Source organism: Flavobacterium sp. (genome assembly GCF_965277525.1).
GTDB lineage: Bacteria > Bacteroidota > Bacteroidia > Flavobacteriales > Flavobacteriaceae > Flavobacterium.
Window position 1 is genome coordinate 387,222 of sequence record NZ_CBDIDC010000009.1, and the last position, 23,067, is coordinate 410,288.

Consider the following 23,067-nt stretch of genomic DNA (forward strand, 5'->3'; position numbering starts at 1 on the left):
TTTTAATACGGCAGATCTTCAAGCAAATTAATAGTTCTTGAATCTGTCTGGGCATCTAGAAAACTCACTATCAAATTACTGCCAGTCTGATCAAGCCTGTCAATAAATGAATCTAGTTTTTCTTTCAAATTTTCTTCTCCTTCATGATTGGTTAAATGCAGTGTGCCTGACTTTACGCTTCTTTCGAACATATCTAATACTTTCTGGTCAGGATTATGATGTTTGCCGTCTGCAGATATTACATAATGTTTAGCAGTAATTTTCTGCAGAAATTCCTCTGTAATATTTGCATCACTGCCATGATGAGGTATTTTTAATATATCAACATGGAGTTTGCCTTCTTCATCCAAAAGATTATTATTTTTCAGGCCTTCATAGATATCATCACCTCTGCCATCACCGGTAAGCAGTATTTTTTTATCTTGATATTCAATCAAACCAACAATACTGGAAAGATTAAATGGCGATTTATCACTGCTTGCCATGGAAGCCAAAATAATGGAATCATCCCCTTTTTCCTTTGCCTTTGCAAGGTCTTCATCCCACTTTTTCTGCAGCTCTATTAAACGCTGTTCATTGGGATGTATAACGTGTATTGAAACGTCTGCTCCAAGATTTACTTTTGAATTTGCTGAATCGCCGCGTACTAGCCTTGCCGAACTGCCTGGAAGGACTGTAAAGGGACTGTTTATTGAAAGATCTAAAAGACCTGCATTATCCCTTATGGTTCTGCCCTGGCCCGTAGAGGCAATAACTGCCGAGATGTGTTCATCGGCTTGATCCAAAATAGGATTAGCGGCAATCTGCATTGACGCAGTTTCAGCATCTGTGCTTATATCAGTTATCACAGGAATTTCAATATTTCCGATTATGTCATCAAAGCTGTTGAACCAGAATTTATCAATTTTAAAACTTAGTTCTCTAGCCTCTGACTGCTCTTGAACCAGATCATTTGTAAGCCTGACAATACCATTAACATGATCATCATCAGCATGGCTTACCATAACCATTGAAATCGGAAGTGACTCATCCGGATAAAGCTGGTCTTTGATATTAAGCAGCCTGGGTTTTAAATACTTCTTGTAGATTCCCGACGGCCCTGCATCAATTACAATAATTTGAGGACTATCAGGCGAGCCGTAATGCAGCAGAAGACAGTCGCCCTTATATGCCTGCAGAATTTCTAAACTTAAAATCATAGCATTTTTATTTTAAATTAATTTTTTATTTAAACCGCTTGAACAGCCCTTAAAACATCGAGCATGCCACAGCCTTGAAAATATTTCTCCCTTCCAAGATCCGTAGCAGTGCTGCATAAAATTTCTTTAATCTTATCTGGTTTTCCGATCAGCTCACGGTGTTTTGACAATATAAGTGCCGCCGCTCCGGAAACATGAGGAGCCGCCATGGAAGTTCCATCCATTCTATCCATTCCATCATTAGGCATGGTAGACATGATTTTCTCACCGGGAGCCACTAAATCGGGCTTTATCCTGCCGTCACCAGTTGGGCCTTTACTGGAAAAATAAGAAACGCCGTAAGCATGAGGCTGGTTTCGGTGAGTAGCACCTACTGTAATAACCCGCTGTGCATTTCCGGGATCTGTTATATTTACCATTCTAAATCCCATGCTCAAACTGCCTTCTTTAGATTGGTACATCGTCTGTCCGAGATTTCCGGCCGCTGCCACTACAACAGTGCCTTCGGCAACTAGGCGGTCGCAGGCAACACAGACAGGGGTCTGGCCGCAGGCATAACTTGCAACATCGTGTTTCATCGAAAAGCTCATGTTAACCCCGTGAATGGATAAATTCTCTTTCTGATTATTCAGCCATCTGACAAATTGGATTGCAGCCAGAATATTAAATTCTTCTGAAATTCCTGAACTATCCATAACGCGTATATCATAGAGCTGAATTCCCGGACACATGCCTATTAGTCCATTTTCCGGCTGATTAGCCGCCAGAATGCCGGCAACATGCGTTCCGTGAGGATTTCCCGGAGGCCTGTAATCCTGCAGATTATGCGGAATCCTCAAAATGGGTGCTATCACTGACCAGTCAAGCATTCTTCCAAATTTTAAATTACGTCCGATCTCCATTATATAGGTCTCGAATTCTTCATCACTGAGAGTTCTGTCATCAGAAAGCTCTGCCTGTGATTCATTTCTTACAGCACTGGAATCATTGGAATTCTCATCTGCTTGGTTTTTATTTGAAGTATAGGATTTAATGTAAGCATCACTTATAACCTCTCTAAATTTTGTAAAATCATAGGTGGCTGCGATTCTTGTATTATTAGGATTTCTCTCGGCAGAAGATCCCATCGCTACTGCAAAAGGCTCAGAGGTACTTTTGTTTATTTTTCTGAATGCGGTATGCCTGGCATCAATGCCTGAATCGATAACAGCCCAGGAAATACCCGATCCGTCGATGTCAAAAAGACGTCTTCCTGAATCTGCTTTAGTGGCCGGAACTGATGATTCAATCGAAAGAGTGGCTGTCCGGTTTCTGTTTATAGACCATAATGTAATTTTTCTATTCGGCTTCTCCCTAATCACAAAAAGCCATTTTCTGTAGGCTTGATAGCTCCATATTTCTTTTGAAAAATCTTTTGGAGAATAATATAATATCTCGGAAATCATCTGGTCCAGCCATAGATAATGATTGGTAGGATTTCCGTTTTCATCCCACAGATAGTTCTGCCACCAGTTAGTCAGAGGAAGTGCAATGGCAATCATTTCAAAGAATGTTAATCTCACGACAATGCTGTCTCCGTTGCTGGCCATCTGATAACCAGCCTTTTCATCCCTTAAAGTGCGTTTTAAAAGATATTCGCTCAATTCGGTAAACAATTCAGCCACAGAAGATTTCTTGTGCGGAATCAATATCAGATCTGCCCTGTAATTCTTGTCATTCCTATGTTCATAGTAGTCCAGCCAGACATCAGGATAAACCGGGGAATCCTGCGTAAAGCGCGGTCCGCTTTCCATCTGGTTAAAAATCAGCTTTTCAATAAATTGATTATCTTCTGCCATGTAGATATTTTAATATATTATTCAATGAATTGCGGTCTTATCTTTAAGCCACATTTTTTTATTTCTAATCTGCTTCCATCTAAACTCAGATCTATCTGTAAAAGGGCAGGGCTTGAAGATCATCACCATATCCAGCAAACATTCTTTGGGTCACTTTTACATCCGGAGAATCTTTCTTTCTCAAAAGAAGCTGAAAATTATCTCCTATCTTGATAGGATCTCCATTTCTTGTCGGAATAAATTTCAGCAGCCAGTTTTTGAAAACCTGCGCTGAATCATAAGATTCAAAAACAAGTTCGTAAAGATCACCCGCCACAATTGTACTTTGCAGGATAAGACGTGTTCTATCATTAGAAGGGATCTGATCTTCCCCTTTTTTTGAAATATTATAAAAAGCAGGTATAAAATCCTTTCTATTAAAAATGACGATATCCTTTTCGATATTAGTACCGTTAAAATATTCTACCGTATCATCCCATTCATAAAAAGTTTTAGCACCCTTTTTCACATGCCTGTAAGCATACGAATATTTTAGTTTAGCCGAAATCAAATCAGGGTAGATCTGCATATCAGGAACCATAACCGAGTAAAGATCAGCTTTTAGCTTATCAGCAGTATTATAATTTCCTGCCGCTGTTTTATAGTTCGATATTTTAAAAAGAGCTTGAGGCATCTCTTCAAACTTCATTGTTAGGTCAGCTGCAATATTTCCGGTAAGATCAATTTCACGCATACCCTCCTGCTCTATGTCAATGCGTTTCTCCTGCATTTTTCCATTTAAGGCAACATATCTGTATTTAATTTTCTGAGCTTCATTTTTGGTAATCGTCCCCTTAGCGCTCACATAAGGTGTTGCGCCTCCCGATACGGTAGTTTTAGAAGACCCTTCGGTTTTCTCGCTTGTTGTTCCTGTTGAAAGACCCGTGCCTGCAGTGGCTTCCAAAGATTGATTCAGAGTCATCTCAGCCACGTCGGCACTGCCGTATTCGGTTACAAATTTATTCCACTTAACAAATTTTAATGGAATTGAATCTGGAATCAAAAGGCTGAACTGTATATATTCTATTCGATCAGCCGAAGTATATGGCGCATTATCACCTTTAATTTTTAGAAAGTCACGATTTTTTTTAATACTAAAAATCATTTGAATATTTTTCGAAGTAAAATCAAAGGACGATTTCTCACCTGCTTTTAAATATTTTGTGCTCAGCAGTGTTATTAACTTATCACTCTCCGGGTTCCTGGATGCTAAATTTTTAATTAGTTCTGCCTGCCCCTCTCCGGAGAGATCCCACAAAGTTTTGCTGTTATCAACCCCTGCTGCAGGTTCTATTTTCATTCCAAAAACAGATATGTCCACGCGGTCGGAACTATCAATCACAGAATTTTCGATGTTTTTATACCTTTTGACTGTTGTGCATCCAGTCATCACCAGAAGTAAACAAATGTAATAATGTCGCATATCAATAATCCTTTTAAACAATGTTTTCTTTCTTAGCCGTCACATAATCACAATATACCTGGCCTGCACTGCCATTTGTACTTTGTAAACAACGTATAGAAATATTTTTGACTAAAACTATATTAGACGGAAACGAATAGCTGCGTCTGCAGTCAATATTCATATTTGAAGTATAAATATTAGAAGGATTCTTGTCAATACAGGATTTTTGTCCGCCTGTTGATTTAATTAGGTAATACATAATTATTAGTTTTAAGATTAAACCGTTTTAAACAATAAATACACTAAACAAAAAAAACTTTTTCAAACCCTTCAATTACAGGGCAACGACGTATAAACTCTGAATGCTTGAGCCGAAGAATTATCACTGCTGCACTATCTGCAGATCAGCTGCTTACAGTGAAGTAAAAATATAAAAAACGGTTTACCTCTCTACAGGTACAAATACTTGTTTTTACCCTTTAAGAAATCTAATACCTCTATTTTAACAATCTGCAGATACATGGCAGCACATTTCGCTTCTTAATTGATGCGGATAATGGGCTGTAAAATTCATTTTCATTCGAAACGGACTAAAAGGCAGCCAAGATAGTGCCCGCCGTCTCCTGCATGCGCATAACGGCTAGCGCCGCCCTTCGGGACTTATAGCACTCCGGCTTCCTTATCCGGACACTTTACTTGTGCTTTCTTTTTTCCCGTTTTTTCTTTTGAAAAAATTCATTTGGCGAAATACGGGAGAAGAAAACTTAAAACAAGTATTCACTAAAAATATTCGAATCATGGAAATCACAGGACGAATTGTAAAAGATGCCACAGTGCATAAAATTTCAAATGACAAACAGGTTGTTAATTTCTCTATCGCCATAAATGACAGCTACAAGCCAAAAGGCAGTAGCGAGTACAAAGAAATTGTAACCTATATCGATTGTTCCTATTGGTTGAACAGCAAATTAGCAGACTACCTAAAAAAAGGCGCTCTTGTTCAGCTTTTTGGTCGAATCGGTCTAAATGTCTACTCGAGCTCTGACGGTAAGGCTTTAGGCAGTCTGACCTTTCAAACAAACAATCTTAAAATTTTGGCTTTTGCCAAAAAAGCACAAACACCTGAAACAGCTTCAACACCTAAAGCACAGCAAAACCAAAAGGATGAACCCGATGACCTCCCATTTTAAATGCTAAGCGCAATTTTAAATATCAACGCCAAAAAATCAATAGTTATGAAAGCCTTAAGAAAATCAAGTTACAGAGAGTACGCAGTAAGCGCAGAATTTGACAAAATAATCTTAGCCAACATGGATGGCTATGATGGCACGAAGAAAGAACAGCTTAAATCATTCTTGGAAGATTTACAGCGAGGTGGCTGTATAAGCGGTATGATAGGAAAATTTATTTATCACTCTGACTGCAAAGAATTTTACGTCAATCATCTTGACGACCTCGAAGATATAAGAAAGGAATTGGAAGACACACTTGGGGAACCAATTGCAAACCGCTATGAAAGTCCGCACTACACTTTTATGTGTTGGCTTTGTTTCGAAGAATACTGTTTTGACATCTACCGAAACCGTTTTGAATAAAATCCTTATCAATCTTAAATCTTCCATCATGAAAGCTTCTGAACAATTTAAAACTGCTATAGAAAATTATCTAAACGACATGGCGCAAATGGATTTAGTCTTTGCGCCCAACCTCAACAAAGCATCCAAAAATATTGAAAGCTGTATCAATTACATTTTCGGCGAGGTTAAAAAAACAGGCCTTTGCGCCTTTGACAATCAGGAAATATTTGACATGGCTGTTAAATATTATACCGATGATACTATCCTTTCCCCTCTTCCCATTAGCTGTAAAGTAGTTATAAATCCGCCTGTAGTGGCTGATTTGTTCACGTCCGCTCCAATGGGGTCTCCAATTACGGAGAAGAAAACTATAGTAAAACTAGAGGCAAAACCTGCGCAGAAAACCTTAACGCTTTTTGACCTATGACACCGAAAACCATTACAGAGAAAGAGATAGTAGGTTTAAGCTCAACACTTAAACCTATTTCAGAAAAGATGCAATCTTGGGCAGAAAAAAGTATTTTCCTAAAATGGGGAGTTCTCTCTCGTGGAAAATTCCATTGCCTTGAATGTGCCCATTCTTGGAAACCAAATAAGCAAAATGCATCGTGCGAGAAATTTATAAAATGCACTGTCTGTGAGGGAAGGCTAAAAATGCAGGCATGCAATCAGGTTCATTTCAAGGAAGTTGAATACTCTGCCGTTTTGGATATATGCCAAGGTTATCAGGTGGTGCGTATCATCTGCTCGCACAAGCACATGAAAAAGAATTTTTCGCCTTCCTATTTTCACAAAGAAGTAATGCAACACTGGATAAATCTAAAAGGAGAAGTGAGAACCATGTCGCTTAGTACAAACGTTTTTTCAGGTGCATACGATGCATGGCAATACTATTCTGCTCTTGAAATACGACCAAAAGACTTTCAAAACTCGCCAAAGTACCGCATTAACCCTTATAAGATATATCCCAATTTAAAAGTGCTTCCTGTTTTGAAAAGAAACGGTTTTAAAAGTGGTTTTTACAATATCGCTCCGCAAATACTTTTTACTTCTCTTTTAAAAGATTCTATTGCGGAAACTCTTTTGAAATCTTCACAGGCTTCACTCCTATCCTATTATCTCATGTCTCACGAACAGCATATTAAAGAAAATTGGCAGGCGGTTAAAACCTGCCTCAAATACTCTTATAAAATTGAGGATTTCAAAATATGGGAAGATTACATAACCCTGCTCTGTTGGTTTAAAAAAGACCTCAGCAGTTCCGCTTTTGTTTGCCCTGAAAATCTTAATGAGGCTCATGATAAATTTGTGGCTAAAAAAAGGCAATTACAGCGAAAAAAATATCTTTTGAAAATGCGCTCTGAAATCCTAAAAGCCCAGAAAGTTTACGCAGAAGAAAAAAAGCATTTTTTCGGACTTTGCTTTAAAGAGAAAAACCTGACAATTAAAGTATTGAAAAATGTGCAGGAATTTATGGAAGAAGGCGACACTCTACATCATTGCATTTTTACTAATGAATATTACAAGAAAAAGGATTCCCTTATATTATCTGCCAGAATAGATAATAGACCTATCGAAACTGTAGAAATTTCTCTTTCGAAAATGGAGTTAGTCCAATCTCATGGGATGAAAAATAATAATTCACCACATCATCAAGTTATCCAAAACATCATGAAAAAAAACCTTTATAAAATTGGTTCAAGAATGAAGAAGTAAAAAACTAATTCAAGTGACAAAACATAAAGTTTACACCAAAATACTATCTCATATTTTGTTATATACAATATAAAATTTTACTTTTAAACCTTAAACCTTTTCAAATGAATAGAATTAAATTGGAATTAGAGAAAAAAGGACTGACGCAGACTTGGTTAGCTGAAAATTTAGGCAAAAGCTATAATATGGTTAACTCTTACGTTCAGAACAGAAGGCAACCAAGTATTGAACAATTGTACAAAATAGCATCGCTTTTAGAAATAGAAGCAAAAGAACTTTTGGTTGAAAATAATAGTGTAATAAACTAAATGGTAGACGTAAAAATTAAATATAGTATCGCATTTACTGCTGGAGCTCTTCTTACAAGAGAAACAGAAGCGTTTATATCTGCTATTAATAATATTGATGATTTCCTCGAAGGAAAAGAAACAATTGACTTTAATGTAATTCATGTAAATGCTGAAAGTTCAAAAAAAAGATTGAAGAATGAAATCGAAAAAAGACTACTTGCTTTAAATAATGAGAATTTAATAAATCGATTTGCAGTTTCAGATATAAACAGCAAAAATTTAATATTGTTCTATGGCATTTGCAAATGCTATCCTATAATTAAGCATTTCATGTTGGAAATTATTTTAAACAAATGGCAAAACCTAGATTTTGAACTTGAGGTTTCGGATTTTAAAAACTTCCTATACCGGAAAATGGACTTTCATCCTGAATTAGAAAAAATCACAGAAAAATCGATTTCCAAATGCGGACAGGTGGTTATAAAAATGCTTGTGGATTTAGGAATGGTAAATAAAAATAAAATTCAAAAAATTCAAATAAGTAATTCAATTATTAGTGAATGTAATAAAGTTGGCGACCATTGGTACATGGACGTATTATTGTTAAATGACATTGAAAAACAAGAAATATAGTGATATTAGACAGCAATAAATTATATAACCTGATGTCAGACCGTGGCTTTCAAGAGCCTAGAACTGGAAATTTATTCTTTCCTGCATATATTTATACTTATAATCCAGAAGCGGAATATGAAATGCGGAAAGAGATAGCCTTTTTAATTGAAAAGTTAAAACGCCCAAACAATTATTTAGAATGTTTAGTTATAAATATGTATGAGGAAATGATTAGCTTTTTAAAAAGTGAAGAATTCTCTGGCAGAACACTTTTCGATCTAATTACAGAAAAAGAAAAAGAAGATCCAGAGGATGCTTTAGATTGGATTTTGGAAGAAATTAATGACGGGAATTTTTATAAAAATTTTGAGAATAAAGTGAAAGCACATTTTGCAGTAAAAAACGACAAAAAAGTGTATCTCATTTTACATGGATTTGGTACAGCTTACCCCTATTTAAGAGTCTCTGATTTTTTAAAAAATACGGAACAACTAATTAAAGAATTCAAAGTAATTATTTTTTATCCAGGCAATTACGAGAACAATAATTACAATATGTTTGGATTACTGAACGACGATAACCTTTACAGAGCCAACCACTTGAATAAATATATAGCAACAGAATAGTAATATGACAGCAATTAAAGAACTTTACGATAAAGAAATTACCCGACCAATTAATCCTGCCGTAGTTGTTAGTGAAATGGAAGAATATTTCACCGATCAGGAGATTGAAGAATATGTATTCACACCAGGCATTACTAAAAACGTTTATAAATTTTTAGATGTTATAGCTAACAAAAAAGAAGGAAAAACAGGTGTTTGGATAAGCGGATATTATGGTAGCGGAAAATCACATTTTATCAAATACTTATTCTATTGCCTGAATAAAAAATACAGAGAAAAGGCTTTTGTAAATTTCAAAGAAGCCGTTAAAGATATTGGAGCTTTAGAAGAACCAAATCCTAATCTTTTGGCTTTGCTTCAAAAAAAATTGGATGCTTTTGAAATCGAAGAAATCATGTTTAATATTGACGCGGTTTCTGGGAATAAGGATGCCAAAGATCGTATTACAAGAGTACTATTAAATCAATTGAATTCATTTAGAGGATTCAATAGTTCTAATATAGCTTTGGCTCTTTATTTAGAAAAGTTATTAAACAACAAAGGAAGCTTCGAGGAATTTAAACAAAAAATAAAGAAAGAATTTGATGAAGATTGGACGGGCATTAATATTCAGCGATTTGTAAAATCGTCATTAAACAAAGTACTACAAATTGCATGTACTTGTAATTCAGAATTCGATGTAGATTCTTTAAAAAATGCTATAAAAGATAAAGACCAAGACTATACAATTGAATTTTTAATTGAAGAATTTCAAGATTTTCTAAAAAACAAGCCTGAAAACTACCGACTGATATTTTTATTAGATGAAGTTTCACAATACATTGGTTCTAATACAGCCCTTTTGCTCAATCTTCAAACTATTGTTGAAGAAATTGGAACTAAAATTGGAACTAAAATCTGGGTGGTATGTACAGCCCAGCAGGATTTATCCAATTTGATTGATACCACAGATACCAAAACGGGTGACTTTGGTAAAATTCTAGGTCGTTTTGAAACCATAATTTCTCTTGAAAGTCAAGACGCAACCTACATCACCAAAAAAAGGGTTTTAGAGAAAAAAGCCGATGGCATTGGAATACTTTCTGAATACTATAAAAAAAATAAAGGTGCTATAGACAATCAGTTTGTGTTCAATCATGACCTGTATGAAAATTTCCATAACATAAATGATTTCACCCTAACTTATCCTTTCGTTCCGTACCAATTCCGATTAATTTCTGATGTGTTTGAAAGCTTCAGTAATGTGGGTTATGTAGGTCAGGGAGTAAAAAATACGGAGCGTTCTATTCTAGGAATTACACACTACACTGCTGAAAAATGCAAAGATGAACAAGTAGGTTATTTTGTTCCTTTCGATTTGTTCTTTAATGATCAGTTCGATAAAAATCTGACATTCATCGCTCGTAGCATACTCGATAGAGCGTATAATATTAATGAAGTTAAAGAAACGGAATTTGCGAGAAGAGTAGTCAATACACTTTTTATGATTTCTAATTTAGGAGAAAGCCACAGGGTTAACTTTCCAGCTACAGTAGAAAATTTGGCATTACTGTTAATGAATGCGGTAGATACACCAAAACTAGAAGTTCAAAAACAAGTCACTGCAATTTTAGAATTATTAGTAGAAAAGAACATCATACAAGTAAGTGAAGGAAAATACCGCTTTCTTAAAGATGATGAAATTGATGTAGCACAATTAATCAAAACAACCTCAATTAGTAGCGAAGACAGACTAGATTATTTCTACAAAGACATTATTGAGAAAGTACTGAAACCAAAACCAGACATCAACTTTTTCGGAAACAGAAATTTTAAAGCGGCTATAAGTATTGATGATAAAGAAATCATCAGAAATGGAGATTTTAAAATCAAATTCTCTGTTTTTGATATTAGTGATATTCAGCAACTGGCATACAGCAGTCCAGCTCAAGACTTGATCATTGCAATTAGTGAGTGGTTCAACGTAGATAAAGACTTAAAAAATAAGGTACAGGAGTACGTCCGTACTCAAAAATTTATAGTTAATAATTCGGCTAATGCTACTGGTACCCGTGTTGAAACGCTAAACAATTTTAGGATTAATAATTTAATTCTATTAAACGAAATAAAATTACGTTTCGAGCAAAAGTTTTTGAACACGAGTATAGTTTCCAACCAACAAATTATAGCATCGGAACAATTAAGCGGTGCCAATACAACAAGTCGTTTAGAGGATATTATCATAAAACATTTAGAGGAAACCTATAAAAAACATCCTTTGAGTAATGCTTATGCCAAATCCAATGCAGATTTAATCAATAATGCCAAATCCAAACAGATCAAAGCCAATACTGGTTTAGATCCTGCCGAGGAAGAAGTAGTAAATAAAATGAAACTCATGGGTGAAAATCCTAATGTAGGCGATGTAGTGAAGAACTTCGAAAAAGCACCTTACGGTTGGAAAGATATTGCAACATTAGACATTCTTTTAAAAATTGGTCAAAAAGGAGTAAAACGTTTCGAGTGGAAAAATGACAGTATCGATTTTACACAATTTGTAGATAAAGGACTAAACAATCGGGAACGCGATTCTATTCTAATTTTAAACCAAAAAGCACATTCGCAAGACGAAATTAACGAGTTCATTCATTCCATAAACCACGAAATATTTGCAGACAATGTAATTGCAAACTCTTCTGATTTAAAAGAAGCAATCGATCAGTTAAAACTCAAAGTAGCAGCCAAACTTTTAGAAGTTAACAAATTAAAAGATGAATATGAGGTATATACATTTGGAACACATCTAAAAAAATTCCACAAAGGATTAACAGAATTATATGAAGCCCGTGACCAGGAACAAGTTTTGGAATTAGTAAAGCAAAACAAAACTGCTTTAAAAACCGACCGGGATCAATACATGTATGTAGTAGAGTTTATTGAGCATAACTTAAAATCGTATCTACAAATAAAAGAATTCATCAGCGACAATAAAAGCAATTTTACTGCACTAGATGATACAGAACAAGTTACAGCAAAACAAGTTACAGAATACGTACAGAACGACAAAGAACCTTGGGACAGATTGCCCCAAATGAAAAAGGCATACAAAGAAATTCATGATGCACTGCAAAATAAGATTAAAGACTTACGTTCAGAAACTGTGCAGCTATACGAACAAGTATTTAAGGAAATTGAAGAACATAAAAATAAATTAGGCATAACGGAAGCCAATCTGACAACTGATCCAATTTTTATTAACAGAATTGAAAAAGAGAAAAATTACAATCAACTAGAAGTCTATAATGTAAAAATTAATGATTTTAGAACCGAGAACATTAAAATTCTTGAAGATTTTAAAGCCAAAGCCGAAGCCAAAAAATCAGGCAAAGAATACCAGCAAAGTGTCACTATCAATGTAGCCAACGAAATGCCGCCCACCACAATTGAAACAGCCGAACAATTGGAAGAATACATTACTAAATTAAGAGAAAAACTAATGTTCAAGCTAGCCAAAAATCAAAAAATATTCCTGAATTAAATTGCCCTCAATTAGTTGGGTGTCCAAAGGACGGCGTGTTTTTTTCTAACTATTAAAAATTTAAACTTTGAATACCAACAACATAAAATCTTTCGCCAAGCAGGCAAGGTTAATTTTAATGGACGGCGTTAAACAACGCCTTTTATATTGGGGTTTTGACGCCAACGGAAACAATACAGAAACAGTAGAAACTACAACTGGTGGATACCTATTTCGCGGAAACGTTTTCAATGATGAAAGCGTTCCTCCAAAATGGCAAAAACTAAAAACCAAACTCACCAACAATCAAGCAGTCCAAGACACCATTGAAGAAGCTGCTTATACCTGGTTCAATCGCTTGATGGCAATAAATATTTTAGAAAAAAGAGGATATATTCAACCAACATTAACCTATACTACCGAACTTAAAACACCACAAATAGTTCAAAATGCCAAACGTGGCCAACACCAACTAAAGCAACAAAAATACATCGACCTGTTGCAACAGTATTTGGTTGACGATCAGGAAGAACAAGCACTTGGTTTACTCCTGACTCGTTTGTGCAATAACAACATACTTTTGCATGATGTTTTTGGCCGTATTGATGATTATACCGAAATCCTATTACCCAACAACCTTTTGCAACGCAATGGCATTATCGATTTGCTAAACAGTGACGTAATCACGACTACTGAATACAAAGAAGTAGAACTCATAGGTTGGTTATACCAATTCTACATATCCGACAAAAAAGACGAAGTTTTCAAAGGTTTCAAAGCCAACAAAAAAGCCAGGCCCGAAGACATTCCGGCAGCAACCCAAATCTTTACACCCAAGTGGATTGTAAAATACATGGTCGAAAACACCGTAGGTAAAATTTATCTCGACTTTGACAAAGCCTCATCTCTTAAACCAGAGATGAAATATCTTGTAGTGAATGAAGCCGAGGAAACAATTCACAACTCACAACTCACAATTCACAATCTCGAAGACCTAACCCTCATCGATCCTGCATCAGGTAGCGGACACATCTTGGTAACTGGTTTTGAGCTCTTGTTTAAAATGTACCGAGAACAAGGATACACGGCCAAGAATGCCGTAATAAGCATTTTACAAAATAACCTTTTTGGTTTAGACATCGACGATCGTGCCATGCAATTGGCACGTTTTGCTGTTTTATTAAAAGCTGCAGAATTTTACCCTGAAGTGCTAAAAGCTTCAGATAACAATCCATTACTATTACCACACATTTATAGCTTTCCGGAAATCCATCATTTCCAACTCCAGGAATTACAAAGTTTCTTAACACCGCAAGGTGCCACTTATGTAATTGAGCTCAAAGAAGCTTTAGCACTATTAAACCAAGGAAAAAATATTGGTGCTGCCTTAAAAATAGAACTTTCGCAAAAAGCCCATACATTTATAACCACACGGTTACACGACTGGAACACCCAAGCTCTAACTGGTACTTTAGACATCCTGCAACAGGATTTATGGAATAACCTAAAGCCGTTTCTCGAAGTCTTGCTGGTGATGACCAAAAAATACACTGCTGTAGTGGCAAACCCTCCTTATATGGGGCAAAAAAGCATGAATGCGGAGTTGAAAAATTATGTGAATGATAACTATCAATTATCAAAATCCGACTTGTTTGCCGTATTTATGGAAGTTTGCCTTTCCATGAACCTACAAAAAGGACTAATGGGTATGATTAACCAACATTCATGGATGTTTTTATCTTCTTATGAGAAACTGCGCGAAGATATTGTAAGTAATTACGGCATCATAAATATGCTTCATTTAGGAGCCGGAACATTTGAAGAAATTAGTGGTGAGGTGGTGCAATCTACCACATTCATAATTAAAAATGAAAAACCTGTAAAATCTTTAAAAGGAATATTTTATAGATTATTAAAAACAAAATCTGAAGATAGAGAAAAAGATTTTTTACAACATAAATTTATATTTAATAGAATTGAGCAAAAAGATTTTAAATTAGTTAATGGAACTCCAATTTCATATTGGATTAGTAGTAAAATTCAAGAAATATTTACAACATCTCAATTAATCAAGGAAATGTATAGTCCTAGACAAGGTATGTCAACAGGGAAAAATGATATGTTTTTAAGATACATCCACGAGTTAGATAAAAATAAAATAGGATTTCCATATGATAAAAGCAAGAAATGGTCATTGTATTATAAAGGTGGCGGTTACAGAAAATGGTATGGAAATGTAGACATGCTAATAAATTGGCAAAATGATGGAGAAAAAGTTAAAAAGTATAAAGGGTCAGTTATAAGAAATAGTAATTATTATTTTAAAAAATCTTTAAGTTGGACTTTAATGGGATCAAAATCATTTGGATTAAGATTTAATTATCCAGCAATTTTCGATGCTGGATCAAGTTCATTATTTGTTGAAGATGAATACTATGAAATAGTTGGAGCATTAATGAATTCATGTGTTGTGAATGAACTTTTACAAGCAATAAATCCTACATCTAATTTTAGCAATGGGGTTATTGGAGTAGTCCCAGTAATTTTACCAACAGAAAAACTTTTATTAAATAAAATAAAAGAATTGACAATTGAAAATATTAAAATTTCAATAAAAGACAATAATAAATTAGATACGGAATGGAACTTTGAGCAATCTCCATTGTTAAATAAAAGTACTTCGATAAAAGAGGCGGTTCAAAAATGGCAGGGAAACGTGACCGAAGATTTCTTTAAATTGCATGAAAATGAGGAAGAACTCAATCGTATTTTTATAGCTGTTTATGGTTTACAAGAAGAGTTAACTCCAGAAGTAGCATTAAAAGACATTACTATTTTGCAAGAAGAACTAAATGGCAAAGGACTAGAACAATTAGAAACCACATTTCGATCTCAAGGTAAAAATGCAGTCGTACTTCCTATAAAAAAAGATCAGGTTATTAATCAGTTCATCAGTTATTGCATAGGCATTTTTATGGGACGTTACCGTTTAGATCAACCTGGTTTACACGTCGCGCATCCCAATCCTACAGAAAAAGAACTGCAGAATTATGTTATTCCCTCACAAGGAGAAAACTCATCAACAATTAATAATTCACCATTAACTATTGATGAAGATGCCATAATTCCAATTATGGGTAGCGAATGTGCTTTTCCAGATGACGCTTTGGTACGCATTAAAAACCTAATTCATGATCTTTGGGGCGAAGCAACCTTAACAGAGAATCTTAACTTCATTAACGAATGTTTGGGTGTAGATTTAGACAAATACCTTAACGAACAATTCTGGAAGGACCACACCAGCCGTTACAAAAAGAAACCTATTTATTGGTTATTCAGTTCTAACCCAAGCAAACCTAACACTGCAGCTTTCAAAGTACTGGTGTACATGCACCGAATGGATAAATATACGGTCAGCAAAATACAACGCAACTATTTGCATCCACACCAAGAATGGATTAAGCAAGAAAGAGACAAACTGATTGAAAATGAAAGCAACTTAAGCAAAAACGAACTCAAACGCCTAGAAAAACTTCGCTCTTGGGAACTGGAATGCAGAGATTACAACGAAATTTTAAAAACATTGGCATTACAAGAAATCGTCTTTGATTTGGATGATGGTGTGAGTGTGAACTATGAGAAGTTTGAAAGTGCTGTGGCGAAAATTTAAAAGACAAAAAAATAATGAGTTATCATAGTAAAAGTATAAAAGAAGTAGTTCATGATATAGAGTTTGAGAAAGCTTATCTTCCGGCAATACAAAGAAAATTTGTCTGGCCAAGATGGAAAATTGAACATTTATTCGATTCGCTAATGCGTAACTATCCAATAGGTTCATTTCTTTTTTGGGAATTGAAAGCAACAAAAGCTTATGAGTATGTTTTTTATAATTTTTTGAAAAATTATGATGAAAGAACTCCAAACAATGTTAGAAAAAATAGTAATTTCCTTCATCAGGAAATTATTGGTGTTTTAGATGGGCAGCAAAGATTAAGTTCTCTTTATTTAGGATTACAAGGTTCACACCGCGAAAGATTGAGATATCACAAATCTTTACAAGATTATGCCTATCCTGAAACGTTTTTATACCTAAACCTACTTTCACTACCCTATCAGGAAAAAGAAAGTAGTGATGGTAAAATTATAGATATCGAAAGAGAACAATTTTTTGAGTTTAGATTTTTGACCCAAGAAGATGCCAAACAAGTAGAGCGTAAAAATGAAGAACATAAAACAGAATATTGTTGCTGGTTTAAAATTGGAACTGTTCTCAGATGGAATGAGGATGCGGATATTGATAATGAATTTGACAAAATACTGGAAATACTAACAGATGAAAATCAAATAAAAGCTTTCAATGAACAGAAGAAATTTGTCAAAAAAGCATTGAGAGATTTACACAAAAGAACCGTAGAACCTTTAATAAATTATTTTAAGGTAACTAAAGATGACCTAGATGACATTCTTCAAATTTTCATTCGTGTAAATAGTGGCGGAACTATTTTATCTAAAACAGATTTATTGTTCTCAACTATTGTGGCAACTTGGGAAGATGGTAGAGATGAAATAGAAGCGTTTTTAAGAGAACTAAATGCTAAAGGAGATGGATTTTGGTTCAATAATGATTTCCTAATGCGTTGCTGTTTGGTATTATCTGATTTGCCTGTTCTATTTAAAGTTAATTCCTTCAAATCAGAGAATGTTCAACTTATTAAAGACAATTGGGATAATATTAAATCAGCACTTACTAAAACAGTCGATTTAATAGCTTCTTATGGTTTTAATGGTAGTGTTCTAACTTCTCAAAATGCAATAATAATAATTGCATATCATTATATGAAAGGTGGCAATAATACGGAACTTAACAAACAAGGATTACGAAAATATTTATTACACGCATCATTAAAAAATATTTATGGAGGTCAAGGAGATCAAGTAATTGCAAGTTTCAGAAATGCTTTGAGGACAGAAGGAAGCAAAACGTTCACATTAAAAAACGTTAATTTTCCTATTGATGAATTTATGGAGTTAAAATTACCAGCAAGTAAATCATTAAAAATTACTTCTGAGGATATCGAAGAATTTATGCAATATAAGAAAGGTGCAAACGCATTTTTTGTACTATCATTATTATATCCAAACTTGAGATATAATGAGATATACTTTCATCAAGACCACATCCATCCAGATTCAAGATTTTCAGACGCGAAATTAAAAGATGCTTTAATACCGCAAGATAAATGGTGGTCTTGGCAACAAATTAAAGACACCATGCCAAATCTTCAACTAATGGAAGGAAGACAAAACGAATCTAAAAACGCAAAACAATTCAAAGAATGGTTGCACGGTTCTGATGGGAATGGCAAGAAAAATGTTGCCGATATACCTAAATTTAGTTTAGATAATTATATACCGAATGATACTGAGTTAAGTATTTCAAATTTTGAAGACTTTTATCAAAAGAGAAAAATACTTTTAGTAAATCAAATTCATGTTGTTTTGAATGTTAAAAAAGAAAAAATATAGAATTTGTATTGGATAATTTTTAATAATTAAAATATGGAAGATTTTAATGAGTTAGAATGGATTAATCAATTTTTCGATAATGGAATTGATTTGCAACAAAACGAAGGTCTTGATAGAATAAGAAATTTTGCTTTGTTTTGGAATATGTTTGAAAATTTTGCTTGTGCCAATTTTGCAAATGTCACCAAAATTGAAAACTTTGTTGAAAAATTAAATGGCAGGACTGCAATCACTCTTGAATTAGTGAATCCTTATTTAGAATATTTTATTGATAGATATACCATTCCCAATAATCAAATTAATATTGATGGTTTACAATTCAGAGATAAAAGATCTGACATACTTGCCAGAGGTAAAGTATTAGCCGTTCTTGAAAGACAAGTAGTAACGCCAAAAGAAATACTTGAAGCTTTATTACTAATACTTTTAAGATTCCGAAACAATCTATTTCATGGAAATAAGCAAATTGTGAATTTAGAGGGTCAAATCACAAATTTCACCATTGCGAATAAACTATTGGCAGAAGTACTTACTCTAATGAGACAAAATCACTTAATTAGTTCATAAGAAATGACAATAATTGAGATAATGCATATTGCTAATCAATATATTGAAAACAATCGCGTTTTCGAGGTGTCTTATAATTTGTTTTTGCAACCACAAGGAAGGAACCTATATAATCAATTAGTGCGAGATCAGATTCATGAAAATTCTTATGGAGTTTATGTTTGGGAAAATACTCAAACCAATGAAATTGTATATATTGGTATGGCTGGTAAGGTTAAAACTAATGGACAAATGGGATCTCATTCTTTAATAAATAGGCTAGTTGCTTCAAGAGGCAGGGTTAATGGACGTGATATTCTAACTAATGATTATTTATCTAATTATATGCAAAACAACAATGTGAATACATTGACATTTCATATTTTATATACCACTAATCAAACACCACCGTCCTATTTGGAATCCGTATTATTGTATAATTTTTACACTCAAAATGGAGTTTTGCCAAAATTAAATAATGCGTTTTAAAACTATAGTTAAAAATAATATGGATTTATTCAGTAGTTTAGAAGAAGAAAACAATAATATCCGTAAAACCAAATTAGGTAATACGAGTATTGAATATGTGCAAGCATCTGGAATTTTAACGGAAGCTAAAGGTTTTATGGGGGCTTATGACTATACTTTAAACCCATATTCTGGCTGTTCTTTTGGATGCAATTACTGCTACGCTGCTTTTTTTTCACGTTCTACAGATGACAAAGACAATTGGGGTAATTGGTTGCGTGTGAAAGAAAACGCTCTTCAATTACTAATGAAGAAAAGAAAAAAACCGCTCATAGATAAAACTATATATATGAGTAGTGTTACTGATCCATACCAACCAATAGAAAAGGATTTAGAACTCACCCGAAGCATTTTGAAAGAATTAATAGAATACCATAAAGTTAGATTGGTAATTCAAACCCGAAGTCCATTAGCAACAAGAGACATCGATTTATTTAAACAATTTGAAGTGATACAAGTTAACATGACGGTTACTACTGATAGTGAGGCAGTTCGTAAAGCTTTTGAACCTCATTGTCCTTCGAATAAGGTACGTCTAAAAGCAATTCAAGAAATTACAGATGTTGGTGTGCATACATGTATAACAATGACACCATTATTGCCTGTGGAAAATGCAAAAGAATTCACGAAAGAATTATTGGCAACAGGAGTGAAAAAATTTATTGTACAGCCATTCCATCAAGATAAAGGAAAATTTATTGCAGGTACTGGAGCAGATGCGCTGGAACAAATAAAAAAAATGCAATGGACAGACAATAAATATAATGAAGTTGTAGAAGAATTTAAGAATCAATTACCTTGGTTGGGTGAAGGTAAAAATGGTTTTGCACCAATATAGTATCTAAACAAAATAGTTTTTATGAAGGAACAACTAAAAGCATGGCTATTATTCCAACAAGATATACTGGATAAAGTGGTTGCTAATGCTTCCGTTAAATACTATAATGATAATAAAACAAAACCAAATTTTCAATACGATCTTAAACAATGTCATATTGAAAGCTATAATTTAAGAAATGGTAAAGACTTATGTTATGATCGTCCCAATACGGCATTTGCTTATACCCTCTGGTACCATCCTAGGAGAGTAAACACATTCCTTTCCTTTTTTCTCGACAAAATTATTCAGTACCAAGAGCAAGAATTAATTATTTTTGATTTAGGAGCAGGTGCAGGAGCTATTCAATGGAGTTTAGGGTTAATCTATGCAGGTCTTAAAAAATTAGGTAAAAAACCACCAATAATTACAATTATAAATATTGATTCTAGTCCGTTCATGTTGCAATACAGCAGAGACTATCTTTGGAAGGAGTTCAAACTTTTTTATCCTGAAATTGATGCCAATTTCAAAATTGAATATGAGGTAAATTCCTGGAACAACAATAATAACGTTACTACAACAAACAGTATATTAGCTGCGAGTTATTTATTTGACGATTCCGATAATCAAGAAGCTATAAGCAAAGACTTTTTAAAACTGGTAGAAATATACAAGCCTTCCGCTGTATTATTATTAACCTCTGAAAAAAAAGCAACAAAATATTTCCCACTATTAAAACAAGATTTTTTAAAATTAAAATACACCAGCCACCTCATTCAATCAACACAACTGCTGTTTAATAAACCATTAACTGTCAGTAATAATATTCGAACTCAGTTGGGAAAAATTCTCAATATAACAGAGTTAAATAGGGCAACTTCTTGGTATGACATTAGCAATGCGGCTATTATTTTTGAACGGCCACAATTAGCAATGTTCGAACAAGGAAAACCCATTGAGCATTTAGATGTTTTCAATCCTCCAATTACCATTCGACGTGATGTAAAACTAAATGACAATCAAAAAAAAGCAGCTGAAAACAGTGATAGACCAGTTACTATTGTTGGTCCTGCTGGTTGTGGAAAAAGTATAGTGATTACCGAAAAAGTGAAAAATATTGTAGAAAAACACCAATACGATAATAAACTTCAAATATTAGTAACCACTTTCAATAAATCATTAATTAAAAAACTGTCTGAGTGGTTAGTAGATGTTTTAGATGAAAACAAAATCAGGGTAGTTTATGATGCTGATAGTCAAGGAAATCCTCAAAAATCATGTAGAATCTATTTTACAGACTCTAAAATAGCAAATATTAGACTGTTACATTTCGATATGCTTCCAAAATTGATTGGTAGTGTAACCTACAGAGGAATGGTGAGTATGCCTTTACATCATAAAATTATTAACGAAATAATACAAGAAGTAAAAAGAGAAAATAATATTACAGGAAGCCAATATGATAACATATTAAATTCCGATTTTATCTTTGAAGAATACCATCGAGTAATTTATGGTTTACAGGTAGGTATAACAGGAAGTGAAGAAACTTATCTCAAAGTTTCTAGAGTTGGAAGAGGAAATAATCCCTCACTTCAAAAGGATAGTGACCGTAGAAAAATAGTATTTCAGTGTTTAAAAAAGTATGCACTACGCATGCACAACGAAGGGGTAGAAAGTTTTACCATTCGCCGTCAATATTTATTGTCTAAACTAAATAACAATAAAATTGGTTTTAAATACGACTACATTTTAGTAGATGAATTTCAAGATTGTACCGCAGCAGATTTTAAAATATTCTATTCTTTAATTAACGATCCAAATAAATTCACAATTGGTGGTGATTTAGCCCAAGCGGTTCATTTAGGATTAGCGGCGCGCATTCCTAGAGATAAAAATATGGCAACTCGTAGAAATTTTAAATTAGAAGGTTCCTATCGTTTACCCGTTAGAATTAGTGAGTGTATTAGTAATTTGTCTCATGCAATAAATAAGCGTTTCAGCAATACAGAAGGAACTTCAAATATCGTTCCATATAAAGGTTCTCCTCCTGGTGCCCGACCTATTGTAGTTTATACCAATTCAACAGAAGAATTAGTTACCAAATTGGAGCACGTATTTAATGAGTACAAGATTTTTGATTTACAAAACAATTGTATTTTAGAAAGAGACCATATGCTCAAAAATGCGTTAATAGCAAAAAATATAAATATTGATTCAGACTCCATTTTAAGTCTTAAAGGTTTAGAAAAAGAATGTGTTATTTGGGCCACCTACATTCCTTTAGAATTTGAGGGAGAAGCATTTGAATTTGCCTATACAATTGTAACTAGAACATCAGGAATTTTAATTATTGTAATAACAGAACAAACACAAGATGTATATAAAAAGGTTTTAGGTTTATTAAATCCAGAACGTCTTATTTTTTGGGACAAAAACTCGGAAGATAAGTTCAATACATTTTGTGAAACGTACATTCCTGTTGAAATTCCAGATGAAGATAGTGATGAAAACGAAGATTTAGATTTCATAGTTTCATAAGGTGATTTAATATTGGTAAATACTAAACATTAATCGCTATTTTTGTCGATTATTATAGTATTTACTACCGCCCAGAAAGTACTTGGGTAAGTCAGCACAATTTAGTATTTATGGAAAAAGAAAAGACATCACTAAAGATGATTTATTAATTTTAGCAAAATCGATGAACATTAAAAAAGCGAACCAAATTATCCAGCAGATTAATGATATAGTGCTAAAATGGGCAACATTTGCAGAAGAAGCCAAAGTAAAAAAATACTTTATACAACAAATTAGTAAATCACATCTAATTTTATAACCAACAC

General features: G+C 33.9%; 19 protein-coding genes. 15 read left to right on the forward strand and 4 right to left on the reverse strand.

The genetic code is table 11. From position 1 onward, the window contains the following. Positions 1–2 precede the first annotated feature (2 nt). From ACQY44_RS18830 to ACQY44_RS18845, 4 genes are all read right to left on the reverse strand, one after another. Positions 3–1,199, reverse strand: coding sequence for a hypothetical protein (locus ACQY44_RS18830; RefSeq protein ID WP_428231839.1), 1,197 nt, complete (start codon positions 1,197–1,199; stop codon positions 3–5). Between the two features lie 29 nt (positions 1,200–1,228). Beyond that, positions 1,229–3,037 (reverse strand): S8 family peptidase, encoded by a 1,809-nt coding sequence (locus tag ACQY44_RS18835; protein WP_428231840.1) that lies wholly within the window; start codon positions 3,035–3,037, stop codon positions 1,229–1,231. A gap of 91 nt (positions 3,038–3,128) precedes the next feature. Further along, a complete protein-coding gene (locus ACQY44_RS18840; RefSeq protein WP_428231841.1) occupies positions 3,129–4,376 on the reverse strand; it encodes a hypothetical protein in 1,248 nt (415 codons plus the stop codon). Between the two features lie 136 nt (positions 4,377–4,512). Then, positions 4,513–4,740 (reverse strand): hypothetical protein, encoded by a 228-nt coding sequence (locus ACQY44_RS18845; protein WP_428231842.1) that lies wholly within the window; start codon positions 4,738–4,740, stop codon positions 4,513–4,515. A 538-nt stretch (positions 4,741–5,278) separates the two neighbouring features. On the opposite strand from ACQY44_RS18845, the gene ACQY44_RS18850 reads away from it, so the two are divergent. The 15 genes from ACQY44_RS18850 to ACQY44_RS18920 all read left to right on the forward strand — a co-directional run bounded on the left by ACQY44_RS18850 (position 5,279) and on the right by ACQY44_RS18920 (position 23,060). After that, complete coding sequence (locus ACQY44_RS18850; protein WP_428231843.1) at positions 5,279–5,671, forward strand: single-stranded DNA-binding protein; 393 nt, start codon at positions 5,279–5,281, stop codon at positions 5,669–5,671. Between the two features lie 45 nt (positions 5,672–5,716). Further along, positions 5,717–6,076, forward strand: a complete 360-nt coding sequence (locus tag ACQY44_RS18855; protein ID WP_428231844.1) for a DUF7222 domain-containing protein — start codon at positions 5,717–5,719, stop codon at positions 6,074–6,076. Between the two features lie 28 nt (positions 6,077–6,104). Then, on the forward strand, positions 6,105–6,485 hold the full coding sequence (locus ACQY44_RS18860) for a PcfK-like family protein (RefSeq protein ID WP_428231845.1): 381 nt from the start codon (positions 6,105–6,107) through the stop codon (positions 6,483–6,485). After that, on the forward strand, positions 6,482–7,774 hold the full coding sequence (locus tag ACQY44_RS18865; protein ID WP_428231846.1) for a PcfJ domain-containing protein: 1,293 nt from the start codon (positions 6,482–6,484) through the stop codon (positions 7,772–7,774). The genes ACQY44_RS18860 and ACQY44_RS18865 overlap by 4 nt, the downstream gene beginning before the upstream one ends. Before the next feature lie 104 nt (positions 7,775–7,878). Beyond that, positions 7,879–8,082, forward strand: a complete 204-nt coding sequence (locus tag ACQY44_RS18870) for a helix-turn-helix domain-containing protein (RefSeq protein ID WP_428231847.1) — start codon at positions 7,879–7,881, stop codon at positions 8,080–8,082. Beyond that, a complete protein-coding gene (locus tag ACQY44_RS18875) occupies positions 8,083–8,697 on the forward strand; it encodes a BrxA family protein (RefSeq protein ID WP_428231848.1) in 615 nt (204 codons plus the stop codon). Positions 8,698–8,729: 32 nt separating this feature from the next. Further along, complete coding sequence (locus ACQY44_RS18880) at positions 8,730–9,305, forward strand: BREX protein BrxB domain-containing protein (protein WP_428231849.1); 576 nt, start codon at positions 8,730–8,732, stop codon at positions 9,303–9,305. Positions 9,306–9,309: 4 nt separating this feature from the next. Further along, a complete protein-coding gene (gene brxC, locus ACQY44_RS18885; RefSeq protein WP_428231850.1) occupies positions 9,310–12,822 on the forward strand; it encodes a BREX system P-loop protein BrxC in 3,513 nt (1,170 codons plus the stop codon). A 67-nt stretch (positions 12,823–12,889) separates the two neighbouring features. Beyond that, positions 12,890–16,471 (forward strand): BREX-1 system adenine-specific DNA-methyltransferase PglX, encoded by a 3,582-nt coding sequence (pglX, locus tag ACQY44_RS18890; RefSeq protein WP_428231851.1) that lies wholly within the window; start codon positions 12,890–12,892, stop codon positions 16,469–16,471. A 14-nt stretch (positions 16,472–16,485) separates the two neighbouring features. Then, entirely contained in the window at positions 16,486–18,327 is a 1,842-nt protein-coding gene (locus ACQY44_RS18895; protein ID WP_428231852.1) for a DUF262 domain-containing protein, read from the forward strand. A gap of 33 nt (positions 18,328–18,360) precedes the next feature. Further along, positions 18,361–18,894 (forward strand): hypothetical protein, encoded by a 534-nt coding sequence (locus ACQY44_RS18900; protein ID WP_428231853.1) that lies wholly within the window; start codon positions 18,361–18,363, stop codon positions 18,892–18,894. Positions 18,895–18,897: 3 nt separating this feature from the next. Next, the gene (locus ACQY44_RS18905; RefSeq protein ID WP_428231854.1) at positions 18,898–19,362 is read left to right on the forward strand and encodes a hypothetical protein; all 465 of its coding nucleotides are present in this window, start codon (positions 18,898–18,900) and stop codon (positions 19,360–19,362) included. Continuing rightward, positions 19,352–20,239, forward strand: coding sequence for an SPL family radical SAM protein (locus ACQY44_RS18910; RefSeq protein WP_428231855.1), 888 nt, complete (start codon positions 19,352–19,354; stop codon positions 20,237–20,239). Before ACQY44_RS18905 ends, ACQY44_RS18910 begins: the two co-directional genes overlap by 11 nt. 21 nt (positions 20,240–20,260) lie before the next feature. Further along, on the forward strand, positions 20,261–22,762 hold the full coding sequence (locus tag ACQY44_RS18915) for a UvrD-helicase domain-containing protein (protein ID WP_428231856.1): 2,502 nt from the start codon (positions 20,261–20,263) through the stop codon (positions 22,760–22,762). Positions 22,763–22,844: 82 nt separating this feature from the next. Next, positions 22,845–23,060, forward strand: a complete 216-nt coding sequence (locus tag ACQY44_RS18920) for a hypothetical protein (RefSeq protein ID WP_428231857.1) — start codon at positions 22,845–22,847, stop codon at positions 23,058–23,060. Positions 23,061–23,067: the final 7 nt, after the last annotated feature.

Excerpts from the sequence above, each read along its gene's own strand:
- ACQY44_RS18900 (WP_428231853.1), top strand. The coding sequence starts at position 18,361 with ATGGAAGATTTTAATGAGTTAGAATGGATTAATCAATTTTTCGATAAT.
- ACQY44_RS18840 (WP_428231841.1), bottom strand. The coding sequence starts at position 4,376 with ATGAAAATAGAACCTGCAGCAGGGGTTGATAACAGCAAAACTTTGTGG.
- ACQY44_RS18905 (WP_428231854.1), top strand. The coding sequence starts at position 18,898 with ATGACAATAATTGAGATAATGCATATTGCTAATCAATATATTGAAAAC.
- brxC (WP_428231850.1), top strand. The coding sequence starts at position 9,310 with ATGACAGCAATTAAAGAACTTTACGATAAAGAAATTACCCGACCAATT.
- ACQY44_RS18910 (WP_428231855.1), top strand. The coding sequence starts at position 19,352 with ATGCGTTTTAAAACTATAGTTAAAAATAATATGGATTTATTCAGTAGT.
- ACQY44_RS18860 (WP_428231845.1), top strand. The coding sequence starts at position 6,105 with ATGAAAGCTTCTGAACAATTTAAAACTGCTATAGAAAATTATCTAAAC.
- ACQY44_RS18835 (WP_428231840.1), bottom strand. The coding sequence starts at position 3,037 with ATGGCAGAAGATAATCAATTTATTGAAAAGCTGATTTTTAACCAGATG.
- ACQY44_RS18875 (WP_428231848.1), top strand. The coding sequence starts at position 8,083 with ATGGTAGACGTAAAAATTAAATATAGTATCGCATTTACTGCTGGAGCT.
- ACQY44_RS18880 (WP_428231849.1), top strand. The coding sequence starts at position 8,730 with ATGTCAGACCGTGGCTTTCAAGAGCCTAGAACTGGAAATTTATTCTTT.
- ACQY44_RS18915 (WP_428231856.1), top strand. The coding sequence starts at position 20,261 with ATGAAGGAACAACTAAAAGCATGGCTATTATTCCAACAAGATATACTG.
- ACQY44_RS18865 (WP_428231846.1), top strand. The coding sequence starts at position 6,482 with ATGACACCGAAAACCATTACAGAGAAAGAGATAGTAGGTTTAAGCTCA.
- ACQY44_RS18845 (WP_428231842.1), bottom strand. The coding sequence starts at position 4,740 with ATGTATTACCTAATTAAATCAACAGGCGGACAAAAATCCTGTATTGAC.
- ACQY44_RS18830 (WP_428231839.1), bottom strand. The coding sequence starts at position 1,199 with ATGATTTTAAGTTTAGAAATTCTGCAGGCATATAAGGGCGACTGTCTT.
- ACQY44_RS18870 (WP_428231847.1), top strand. The coding sequence starts at position 7,879 with ATGAATAGAATTAAATTGGAATTAGAGAAAAAAGGACTGACGCAGACT.
- ACQY44_RS18895 (WP_428231852.1), top strand. The coding sequence starts at position 16,486 with ATGAGTTATCATAGTAAAAGTATAAAAGAAGTAGTTCATGATATAGAG.
- ACQY44_RS18850 (WP_428231843.1), top strand. The coding sequence starts at position 5,279 with ATGGAAATCACAGGACGAATTGTAAAAGATGCCACAGTGCATAAAATT.
- ACQY44_RS18855 (WP_428231844.1), top strand. The coding sequence starts at position 5,717 with ATGAAAGCCTTAAGAAAATCAAGTTACAGAGAGTACGCAGTAAGCGCA.